The following is a 12,053-nucleotide window of genomic DNA, read 5'->3' on the forward strand; positions in this document are numbered from 1 at the left end:
AGTCAAGGGGGTGGCCTGGGTGGGCAGCGAGGAATTTCCTCCGGTGGTTCCATGGCTCATCTCGGGTAAGAGCGCGGCGGCCCTGCGGGCGCAGGCGGACCGGCTGCGCAGGCACGTCGAGGACCGCCCCGCGGAACGACCCGTCGACATCGGCCTGTCCCTCGCCACGACCCGAGCCGCACTCGGACACCGGGCCGTCGTCCTCGGCGACACCCCCGGGGCGCTGCGCGCGGGCATGGACGTCCTCACCAGGCAGGGCAGCGGCGGCACCGCCGTCACCGGCTGCGTGACCGGGGACCCGCGCACCGTCTTCGTCTTCCCTGGCCAGGGCTCCCAGTGGGAGGGCATGGCCGTCCAGCTCCTGGACGAGTCGCCCGTCTTCGCCGCGCGCATGGCCGAATGCGCCCGCGCCCTGTCGGCCTTCACCGACTGGGACCTGCTCGGGGTCCTGCGCGGCGAGCCCGGCCGGCCGAGCCTGGAGCAGGTCGAAGTCGTCCAGCCCGTCCTGTGGGCCGTCATGGTCTCCCTGGCCGCCCTGTGGCGCAGCTACGGGATCGAACCCTCCGCCGTCGTCGGCCACTCGCAGGGCGAGATCGCCGCTGCGACCGTCGCCGAGGCGCTCACCCTGGAGGACGGCGCCCGCGTCGTCGCCCTGCGCAGCCAGATCATCCGGGACCGGCTGGCCGGCAAGGGCGGCATGATGTCCGTACCGCTGCCGGCGGCCGAGATCGCCGCCCGCCTCGAGCGCTGGGAGGGCCGCCTCCAACTGGCCGCCGTCAACGGCCCCGCCATCGCCGTGGCCTGCGGCGACGTCGAGGCCCTGCAGGAGCTGTTCACCGAACTCACCGCCGAGGGCGTACGCGCCCGGATGATCCAGGTCGACTACGCCTCCCACTCCCACTACGTGGAGGAGATCCGCGAGGAGGTCCTGAAGGCCCTGGCGCCCGTGACCCCCCGGGCCACCCGGCTGCCGTTCTACTCCACCGTCACCGGCGCCCCGATCGACACCTCCGGGCTCGACGCCGACTACTGGTACACCAACCTGCGACAGACGGTCCGCTTCGAGGAGGCCACCCAGGCCCTCCTGCGAGACGGATTCTCCCTGTTCGTCGAACCCACCCCGCACCACATTCTCAAGAACGGCATCCAGGAGAGCATCGACGCCGCCGACCGGCAGGCCGTCACCATCGGCTCCCTGCGCCGCAAGGACGGTGGGCTGTTCCGCTTCGCCCACTCCCTCGCCGAGGCATGGGTACGCGGCGCGGCCGTCGACTGGGCCGCCTTCTTCGACGGCACCGGCGCCCGCACCACCGACCTGCCCACCTACGCCTTCCAGCGGAAGCGTTACTGGCGCAAGGTGCCGCTCGTCGGCGGCGGCGTGGCGGACCTCGGCCAGCTCGCCGTCACCCACCCGCTGCTCGCCGCCGCCGCCCAGCCCGCCACCGGCGGACACCTGTTCACCGGTCGTCTCTCCCTGCAGAGGCAGCCCTGGCTCGCCGACCACGAAGCCCTCGGCGCCGTCCTGCTGCCCGGCACGGCCTTCGTCGAACTCGCCGTCCGCGCCGGCGACCAGGCCGGCTGCGACGTCCTGGACGAACTCACGCTCCAAGCCCCGCTGATCCTGCCCGAACGCGGCGGTGTGGACCTCCAGGTGCTCCTCGGCCCCGCCGACGAGACGGGCGGCCACCCGGTGACCATCCACTCCCGCGCCGACGGCGAGGACCAGCCCTGGATCCGGCACGCCGAGGGCACCCTCACCACCGGCGCCCCCGCCCCTGCCTTCGACCTCACCCAGTGGCCGCCGCCCGGCGCCGAGGCCGTCGGCCTCGACGGCGCGTACGAGCGGCTCTTCGGCCGCGGCTACGCCTACGGCCCCGTCTTCCAGGGCCTGACCGCCCTGTGGCGGCGCGGCGAGGAAGTCTTCGCCGAGATCGCCCTGCCCGAGCAGGCGCACGGCGACGCCCAGCAGTTCGGCATCCACCCCGCCCTCCTCGACGCCGCCCTGCACGCCGACCTCGTCGGCGAGGACAGCAGCGACACCCTGCTGCCCTTCGCCTGGACCGGCGTCTCTCTGCATGCCGTCGGCGCCACCGCCCTGCGGGTCCGGCTGGTCACCGACGCCAAGGGCAGCACCCGGCTGGAGGCCGCCGACCAAGGCGGCAACCCGGTGCTGACCGTCGGCTCCATCATCGCCAAGCCCGTCTCCACCGAGCAGCTCAGCGCGGCCGGCGGCCGGCGCGAGCAGCCCTACCGGCTCGCCTGGACCGAGATCCCCGCCGCCCCGGCCGCCGCCACCTCCACGGTGCTCATCGGCCCCGACACCCTGGGCCTCGGCGAGCGGACCTCCCACCCCGACCTCGGCGCGCTGCGCGCCGCCCTCGACGACGGCGCCCCCGCCCCCACCACCGTGCTGGTCTGCCGCACCGCCCCCGGGACGGCGCCGCTCCAGGCCGTCCGCGCCAGCGCCCACGACACCCTGGCCCTCCTCCAGGACTGGGCAGCCGACGACCGCCTGGCCGGCTCCCGGCTCGTGCTGCTCACCCAGGGCGCGGTCACCACGAACGGCGACGACACCGTCGACGTCGCGACCGCACCCCTGTGGGGCCTGGCCCGCGCGGCCCAGGCCGAGAACCCCGGCCGGTTCACCCTCGTCGACCTCGACGGCACCGAGGACTCCCGGCGCGCCCTGCCCGCCGCCCTCGCCGCCGACGAGCCCGAACTCGCCCTGCGCGCGGGCACCGCGTACGCCCCCCGCCTGGTCCGCGACACCGAGCCGAACGCCGACGCCCCGGCCCGCACCCTCGACCCACAGGGCACCGTCCTCATCACCGGCGGTACCAGCGGCCTCGGCGCCATCGTCGCCCGCCACCTGGCCGCCGAACACGGCATCCGGCACCTGGTGCTCACCAGCCGCCGCGGCGCCGACGCTCCCGGCGCCGCCGAACTGCGCGAGGAACTCGCCGCGCTCGGCGCCACCGCCACCTTCGCCGCCTGCGACGTCTCGGACCGGGACGCCCTGGCCGCGGTACTGGCCGCCATCCCCGCCGATCACCCGCTGACCGGCGTGGTCCACTCCGCCGGCATACTCGACGACGGCGTGGTCGCTGCCCTCACCCCCGACCGGCTGGACTCCGTCCTCGCCCCCAAGGCGGACGCCGCCTGGCATCTGCACGAGCTCACCGCCGACCGCGAACTCGCCCTCTTCGCCCTGTTCTCCTCCGCCGCCGGCACCCTCGGCGCGGCCGGACAGGCCAACTACGCCACCGCCAACGTCTTCCTCGACGCGCTCGCCGCCCACCGCCGCGCCGCCGGGCTGCCCGCCACCTCCATGGCCTGGGGCCTGTGGGCCGAGGGCACCGGCATGACCGGTACCCTGGACGACACCGACATCGAACGGCTGCGCCGACAGGGCTTCCCTGCCATGGCCACCACCGAAGGACTCGACCTCTTCGACCAGGCCCTCGCGGCCGGGGACCCGCTGCGCCTGCTGGTCAAACTGGACCTGGCCGCCCTGCGCGCCCAGGCCGTGAACGGTCAGGTCCCCGGCATCCTGCGCGAGCTGGTCCGGGTCCCCGTCCGCAAGGCGGCCCTCGGCGGCGCCACCGCCGGCACCGCCCTCGCCGACCAGCTGGCCCGGCTGCCCGAGACCGACCGCGACACCCTCCTGCTCGATCTCGTACGCGGACACGTCGCGGACGTCCTCGGTCACGACTCGCCCGACGCGGTCCAGCCCGACCGTGCGTTCAAGGAACTCGGCTTCGACTCCCTGACCGCGGTCGAACTGCGCAACCGGCTCGCCGCCGGCACCGGCCTCAAGCTGCCCGCCACCCTGGTCTTCGACTACCCGACGACCCGCGACGCGGCCCGGGCCCTGAAGGAGACCGCCCTCGGCGCGGACGCCGCCGCCCCCGCCACGCCCGTCGCCACGTCCACCGACGAACCCATCGCCCTCGTCGCCATGGCCTGCCGCTTCCCCGGCGGCGTGCGCTCGCCCGAGGACCTGTGGCAGCTCGTCGCCGAGGGCGTCGAGACCGTCGACGAGTTCCCCACCGACCGCGGCTGGGACCTCGACGGCATCTACGACCCCGAGCCCGGCACCCCCGACCGTACCTACACCCGCTCCGGCGGCTTCCTCTACGACGCCGCCGAGTTCGACGCCGGCTTCTTCGGCATCAGCCCGCACGACGCCGCCGGAATGGACCCCCAGCAGCGGCTGCTCCTCGAAACCTCATGGGAGCTGTTCGAGCGGGCCGGTATCGACCCGGGCACCCTCAAGGGCAGCCCGACCGGCGTGTTCACCGGCGCCATGTACCACGACTACGCCCGGTCCCGCGCCACCGGCTCCATCGCCTCCGGCCGGCTGTCGTACACGTACGGCCTCGAAGGCCCGGCCGTCACCGTCGACACCGCGTGCTCCTCGTCACTGGTCGCCCTGCACCTGGCCATCCAGGCGCTGCGCTCCGGCGAGTGCACCCTCGCCCTGGCCGGCGGTGTCACCGTCATGGCCACCCCCGAGGTGCTCATCGAGTTCGGCCTCCAGCAGGGCCTGTCCGAGGACGGCCGCTGCCGCTCCTTCGCCGCCGGCGCCGACGGCACCGGCTTCTCCGAGGGCGTGGGCCTGCTGCTCGTGGAGCGGCTGTCCGACGCCCGCCGTAACGGCCACCCCGTGCTGGCGGTCGTCCGCGGCACGGCCGTCAACCAGGACGGTGCCAGCAACGGCTTCTCCGCCCCCAACGGCCCCTCCCAGCAGCGTGTCATCCGCCAGGCCCTCGCCAACGCCCAGCTGACCGCCGATCAGGTGGACGCGGTCGAGGCGCATGGCACCGGCACCGTGCTGGGTGACCCGATCGAGGCGCAGGCTCTGCTCGCCACGTACGGCCAGGACCGGCCGGAGGGCCAGCCGCTGTGGCTCGGCTCGATCAAGTCGAACATCGGCCACACCCAGGCCGCCGCCGGTGTCGCCGGCGTCATCAAGATGGTCGAGGCCATCCGCCACGGCGTCCTGCCGAAGAGCCTGCACGCCGACGAGCCCTCGCCGCAGGTGGACTGGGAGGCCGGAGCGGTCGGCCTGCTCACCGAGGCCCGCGAGTGGCCCGACGCCGACCGCCCCCGCCGGGCCGGCATCTCCTCCTTCGGCATCAGCGGCACCAACGCCCACGTCATCGTCGAGCAGGCCCCCGACGCGCCGGAGCCCGAGACGGCCCCCGCCGCCGGAACGCCGGACCGGGAGTCCGCCGTGCTGCCGCTGCTGCTCTCCGCCCGAACCCGGGAGGCCCTGCGCAGCCAGGCCGCCCGGCTCGCCGCCCACCTGGAGGCCCGCGAGGACCTCGGCCTGGCGGACACCGCCTGGTCGCTGGCCACCGGCCGGGCCGCCCTCGAACACCGCGCCGCGGTGCTCACCGGGAGCCGCGAGCAGACCGTCCGCGCCCTGACCGCACTCGCGGCCGGGGAGGAGCCCGCCCGTACGGCCACCGGCAGCACCCGCAGGACCGGTCGGACCGCGTTCTTGTTCACGGGGCAGGGTGCGCAGCGGTTGGGGATGGGCCGGGAGCTGTATGAGGCGTTCCCGGTGTTCGCTGCCGCGTTCGATGGGGTGACAGAGGTGCTTGGGCTGCCGTTGCGTGAGGTGGTGTGGGGTGAGGATGCGGAGCGTTTGAGCCGTACGGAGTTCACCCAGCCCGCTCTGTTCGCCGTCGAGGTCGCGCTGTTCCGTCTGGTCGAGTCGTGGGGTGTTCGGCCGGACTTTGTGGCGGGTCACTCGATCGGTGAGATCGCCGCGGCACACATAGCGGGTGTTCTCAGCCTCTCGGATGCGGCGAAGCTGGTCGTGGCGCGTGGCCGGTTGATGCAGGCTCTGCCGGAGGGCGGGGCGATGGTCGCCGTGCAGGCCACGGAGGACGAAGTCCTTCCGCACCTCACCGACACGGTGTCGATCGCCGCGGTCAACGGACCCAATGCGGTCGTCGTCTCCGGGGAGGAGACACGCGTACTGGAGATCAAGGCGCTGTTCGAGGAGCAGGGCCGTAAGACGAGCAGGCTGAAGGTCTCCCATGCCTTCCACTCGCCGTTGATGGACCCGATGCTCGACGACTTCCGGGCCGTCGCAGCCCAGCTCACCTACGCCGAGCCGCAGATCCCGGTGGTCTCCACCCTCACCGGCGCCTCAGCATCCGCTGATGACCTGACCACCGCCGAGTACTGGGTCCGGCATGTTCGCGAAGCGGTCCGCTTCTCCGACGCCGTGGCCGTACTGGAGGACAAGGGCGTCACCACCTTCGTCGAACTCGGCCCCGACGCGGTGCTCACCGCGATGGGCCAGGCCACCGCCGAAGACGCCGCCTTCATCCCCGTCCTGCGCCGCGACCGCGCCGAGGAGCAGGAGCTTGTCGGTGCTGTCGCCCTGGCCCACTGCCGTGGGGTGGCCGTCGACTGGCAGGCGTTCTACGCCGGGCGCGGTGGCCGGCTGGTCGACCTGCCCACCTACGCCTTCCAGCGCCGCCCCTACTGGCTCGCCGAGATCACCGGTGAGGTCGTCGCCCTCGGCGGCACGCCGGGCTCCGGCGGAGAGCGGGCGGACGGGCCGTCCGCCGACACCGACCGCTGGCGCGAACTGGTCGGCCTGCCCGACGGCGAACGCGAGCGGGCCGTGCTGAAGCTGGTACGGCAGCACGTCGCCGCCGTCCTCGGCCACGACACCCTCGACGACGTGGAGCCCGACCGGGCTTTCACTGAGCTGGGCTTCGACTCGGTGGCCGCCAGCGAACTCCGCAAGCGGCTCACCGCCACCACAGGGTTGCGGCTGCCCGCCACCCTGGCCTTCGACCACCCCAACTCCCAGGCCGTCGCCAGCCTGCTGCTCGCCCTGGACCAGCCCGGCGAGGAGGAGCCGGCCCGGCCGGTCCTCGACGAACTCGACCGGCTGGAGGCGCTTCTGGCCGCCGCCCCGTACCTGAACGGCGACACCGCCCGGGTCACCGCACGCCTCGAAGCGCTCCTGCGCACCTGGCGGGACGGCCGCGGCGGCGCGGCGGACGACGGCCACGACGACTTCGAATCGGCCACGGACGAGGAACTCTTCCTGGCCCTGGACAACCTTGAGATTGGTTCTTGAAGCGATGGGCAACGACGACAAGCTCCGCGAATATCTCAGGCGCGCCACGGCCGACCTCCAGCAGACCAAGCGTCGGCTGCGGGAGGCCGAGACGAGGGACCACGAGCCGATCGCGATCGTGGGCATGGCCTGCCGGCTGCCCGGCGGGGTGAACACCCCTGAGGCACTGTGGCAGCTGGTGGAATCCGCGACGGATGCCATCACCCCCTTCCCGGACAACCGCGGCTGGGACGTCGAGGGCCTGTACGACCCCGAGCCCGCCACCCCCGGCAAGACCTACTCTCGCGAGGGCGGTTTCCTGCACGACGCCGGTGAGTTCGACGCCGACTTCTTCAGGATCAGCCCGAAGGAGGCCAAGGAGACCGACCCACAGCAGCGGCTGCTCCTCGAGACCGCCTGGGAGGCCCTGGAGCGCGCGGGTATCGCCCCTGCCACCCTGAAGGAGACCCCCACCGGCGTCTTCGCGGGCGTCGTGTACCACGACTACCTCGTGGGCGGTGGCACCGGCAGCCTCGCCAGCGTCGCCTCCGGCCGGATCGCCTACACCCTGGGCCTGGAGGGCCCGGCGGTCACGGTGGACACCGCTTGTTCGTCCTCCCTGGTGGCCCTGCACCTGGCCGTCCAGTCGCTGCGCCGAGGTGAGTGCACCCTCGCTCTGGCGGGCGGCGCCACGGTCATGGCCCACCCGCACTCCTTCGTCGGCTTCAGCCAGGACCGGGGGCTGTCCGCGGACGGCCGCTGCAAGTCCTTCGCCGAGGCCGCCGATGGCACCGGCTGGGGTGAGGGCGTCGGCCTGCTGGTCGTCGAGCGGCTGTCCGACGCCCGCCGTAACGGCCACCCCGTCCTTGCCGTCATTCGAGGCACGGCCGTCAACCAGGACGGTGCCAGCAACGGCATCTCCGCCCCCAACGGCCCCTCCCAGCGCCGCGTGATCCAGCAGGCCCTCGCCAACGCCCAGCTGACCGCCGATCAGGTGGACGCGGTGGAGGCGCATGGCACCGGCACGGTGCTGGGCGACCCGATCGAGGCGCAGGCGCTGCTCGCCACGTACGGCCAGGACCGGCCGGAGGACCGGCCGCTGTGGCTCGGCTCCCTCAAGTCGAACATCGGCCACGCCCAGGCGGCGGCCGGGGTGTCCGGAATCATCAAGATGGTTATGGCCATGCGCCACGGCCTGCTGCCCAAGACCCTCCACGTCGATGCCCCCAGCCGCAGGGTGGACTGGAGCGAGGGCGGCATCGAACTGCTCACCGACGCCCGGCCCTGGCCGGTCACCCCCGACCGTCCGCGCCGAGCGGGAATCTCCTCCTTCGGGTTCAGTGGCACCAACGGCCACGTGATCCTCGAAGAGGCCCCGGTTTTCGCCGACGACGAGGGCAACGGGGAACTGGCGGCCGGCCGTGCCACCGTCGTCCCGCTCGTTCTGTCCGCCAAGGGCGGTCCCGCTCTGCGCGCCCAGGCCCGGCGCCTGCTGGACCACGTGCAGGCCGACGAGCAGGCCACCCTGACAGACCTTGGCCGTTCCCTGGCCACCACCCGGGCCGCGCTGCAGGACCGGGCCGCCGTGCTTGCCGCGGACCGGGCCGGGCTCCTGCGCCGGCTCGGCGCACTCGCGGCCGGCGAGCCCGCTGCCGGGGTCGTCCAGGGCACGATCGGCCGAACCGACGACCTGACCGCGTTCTTGTTCACGGGGCAGGGTGCGCAGCGGTTGGGGATGGGCCGGGAGCTGTATGAGGCGTTCCCGGTGTTCGCTGCCGCGTTCGATGGGGTGACGGAGGCGCTTGGGCTGCCGTTGCGTGAGGTGGTGTGGGGTGAGGACGCGGAGCGTTTGAGCCGTACGGAGTTCACCCAGCCCGCTCTGTTCGCCGTCGAGGTCGCGCTGTTCCGTCTGGTCGAGTCGTGGGGTGTGAAGCCGGACTTTGTGGCGGGTCACTCGATCGGTGAGATCGCCGCGGCTCATGTCGCTGGTGTGCTGTCGCTGGAGGATGCGGCGAAGCTGGTCGTGGCGCGTGGCCGGCTGATGCAGGCTCTGCCGGAGGGCGGGGCGATGGTCGCCGTCCAGGCCACGGAGGACGAAGTCCTCCCGCACCTCACCGACACGGTGTCGATCGCCGCGGTCAATGGTCCGAACTCGGTCGTCGTCTCCGGCGAGGAGACACGCGTACTGGAGATCAAGGCGCTGTTCGAGGAGCAGGGCCGTAAGACGAGCAGGCTGAAGGTCTCCCATGCCTTCCACTCGCCGTTGATGGACCCGATGCTCGACGACTTCCGGGCCGTCGCTGGCTCTCTGGAGTACACCGAGCCGCAGATCCCCGTGGTCTCCACCCTCACCGGTGCCTCTGCCGGGACCGGTGACCTGACCACTGCCGAGTACTGGGTGCGGCATGTTCGCGAAGCGGTCCGCTTCTCCGACGCCGTGGCCGTACTGGAGGACAAGGGCGTCACCACCTTCGTCGAACTCGGCCCCGACGCGGCCCTGTCGGGCACCGGCCCCGGCTGTCTCAGCGGGGACCGTGACGCCGTCTTCGTCCCGTTGCTGCGCCGCGACCGCGCCGAGGAGCAGGAGCTTGTCGGTGCTGTCGCCCTGGCCCACTGCCGTGGGGTGGCCGTCGACTGGCAGGCGTTCTTCGCCGGGCGCGGTGGCCGGCTGGTCGACCTGCCCACCTACGCCTTCCAGCGCCGCTGGTTCTGGCGTGACCTGGAGGAGACCGCCGCCCCGGCCGTCACCCCCGACGCCGCGGGCACCGTTTTCTGGGAGGCCCTCGACGGTGCGGACCCTGTCGGCCTTGCCGACCGTATCGGCGTACCGGCCGAAGCACTCGGCCAGGTGCTGCCCGCCCTGCGCACCTGGTACGGGCGCAGCCAGGACCAGGCCCGTACCGACTCCTGGCGCTACCGCGTGGACTGGCTGCCCGCCCGTACACCGGCCGCGGCCGCCGGCGGCACCCCGGACGGCACCTGGCTGCTGGCCGTGCCCGCGGGCCGCGCGGACGACCCGCGGACCCGCGCCCTCACCAAGGGGCTGACCGAGCGGGGTCTGTGGACCGTACGGGTGGAGGTCGGCGACCAGGACCGGGCGGCCCTCGCCGCCGAACTGCGGGCCCACACCGGTCTCGTCGGCGCGCTGTCGTTGCTCGCTCTCGACGACCGGCCGCACCCCGCGCACCCCGCCGTCTCCCGTGGCACCGCCGCCACCGTCACCCTCGTCCAGGCCCTCGGCGACGCGGGGCTCACCGCCCCGCTGTGGGCCGTCACCGCCCAGGCGGTGGCCGCCGTTCCCGGTGACGAGGTCGGCGACCCCCGCCAGTCCGCGCTGTGGGGGCTGGGGGCCGGACTGGCCCTGGACCTGCCCGAGACCTGGGGCGGCCTGGTGGACCTGCCCGCCGACTGCGACGAGGGGACCATACGCACCCTGTGCGCGGTGCTCGCCGAGCCCGGGGGCGAGGACCAGCTCGCCGTCCGCGGTGGTCGCGTGCTGGGCCGCCGCATGGTCCGGGACCCGCTCGGCAGCCGTGAGCCGGCCCGTACGTGGAAGCCGCGCGGCACCGTCCTGATCACCGGCGGCACCGGTGGCCTCGGCGCCCATGTGGCCCGGCTCCTTGCCGACCGCGGCGCCGAGCACCTGATCCTCACCAGCCGCCGCGGCCGCGCCGCGGCCGGAGCCGAGGACCTGGTCGCCGAACTCGTTGGACGTGGCACCCAGGTGACCGTCGAGGCGTGCGACGTCGCCGACCGGGAGGCCGTGCGCGCCCTCCTCGACACCGTCCCGGCGGACCGCCCGCTGACCGCCGTCGTCCACGCCGCAGGCGTGATGCAGCGCATCGCCCCGCTCTCCGAGCTGACGCTCGAGGAGTTCGCGGCCGTCGCCGAGGCGAAAGCCGGCGGGGCCCTCCACCTGGACGAGCTGCTCGGTGACCGCCCGCTGGACGCCTTCGTCATGTTCTCCTCCGGCTCCGCCGTCTGGGGCAGCGCGGGCCAGGCCGCCTACGGCAGCGCCAACTCCTTCCTGGACGCGCTCGCCGAGCGCCGCCGCGCCCGCGGTGCCACCGCGACCTCCGTCGCCTGGGGTCCCTGGGACGGCGGCATGGTCGACGCCGACCTGAACGCGGCCCTCACCCGTATCGGCACCCCGCCGATCGAGGCCCGCCTGGCGCTGGACGTTCTCGGCCGCACCCTCGACCACGACGAGAGCCGGCTGGTCGTCGCGGACATCGACTGGTCCCGGTTCGCGCCCGTCTACACCCTGGCCCGGCCGCGGCCTCTCATCGACGCCGTGCCCGAGGCGCAGACGGCCCTGACCGGCGGTGCCGCCGCTGAGGCCGTCGGCCAGGCCGGCGCAGGGGACGGGCCGGCGTTCGCCGAGCGGCTGCGGGCCATGCCGCGGGTCCAGCAGAACCGGGCCCTGCTGGACCTGGTGCGCGCACACGCCGGGGCCCTGCTCGGCTACGACGACCCGGCGACGATGGAGTCGGACCGGCCCTTCACCGACCTCGGTTTCGACTCCGTGGCCGCGACCGATCTCCGTACCGGGCTCTCCGCCGCCACCGGCCGCACCCTGCCCGCCACGATGATCTTCGACCACGCCACCCCGGCCGCACTCGCCGCGTACCTGCACGGCGAACTGTGCCCGGACGACGGCGCGGACGGCGACGCGATGTCCGTTCTGGCCGGACTCGACCGCCTGGAGGCAGCGTTGACGGCGCTCAACCCCGAGGACATCGAGCGCCACCGGATCCCCGGACGGCTGCGTACCCTCACGGCCGCCCTGGGCGGCGGCCCGGCACCGGCGGAGCAGCTCTCGGAGGAGTCGACGGCCGACGACGTCTTCGCCTTCATCGACAAGGAACTCGGCCTCGCCTGAAGGCCCCCGGCCCGGAGCGCGCGGTCCCCCCGGGGGGCCGACGACGCGCCCGAGCCCGTGTTCACCACATCAGAACCATGC

Annotated in this window: 2 protein-coding genes; both read left to right on the forward strand. The window is 73.7% G+C overall.

All coding sequences use genetic code 11. The annotated features are described in order from the left end of the window. The first annotated feature begins 235 nt into the window (after positions 1-235). The gene (locus tag NRK68_RS35130; protein ID WP_444465706.1) at positions 236-7,111 is read left to right on the forward strand and encodes an SDR family NAD(P)-dependent oxidoreductase; all 6,876 of its coding nucleotides are present in this window, start codon (positions 236-238) and stop codon (positions 7,109-7,111) included. Further along, complete coding sequence (locus NRK68_RS35135; protein WP_373024732.1) at positions 7,101-11,972, forward strand: type I polyketide synthase; 4,872 nt, start codon at positions 7,101-7,103, stop codon at positions 11,970-11,972. Before NRK68_RS35130 ends, NRK68_RS35135 begins: the two co-directional genes overlap by 11 nt. Positions 11,973-12,053: the final 81 nt, after the last annotated feature.

This window comes from Streptomyces yangpuensis, from assembly GCF_024666385.1.
In the GTDB taxonomy this organism is placed as follows: Bacteria; Actinomycetota; Actinomycetes; order Streptomycetales; family Streptomycetaceae; genus Streptomyces; species Streptomyces yangpuensis.

What these genes read in the sequence shown, in the direction of transcription:
- NRK68_RS35130 (WP_444465706.1), top strand. Translation starts at nt 236, where the DNA reads ATGGACGTCCTCACCAGGCAGGGCAGCGGCGGCACCGCCGTCACCGGC.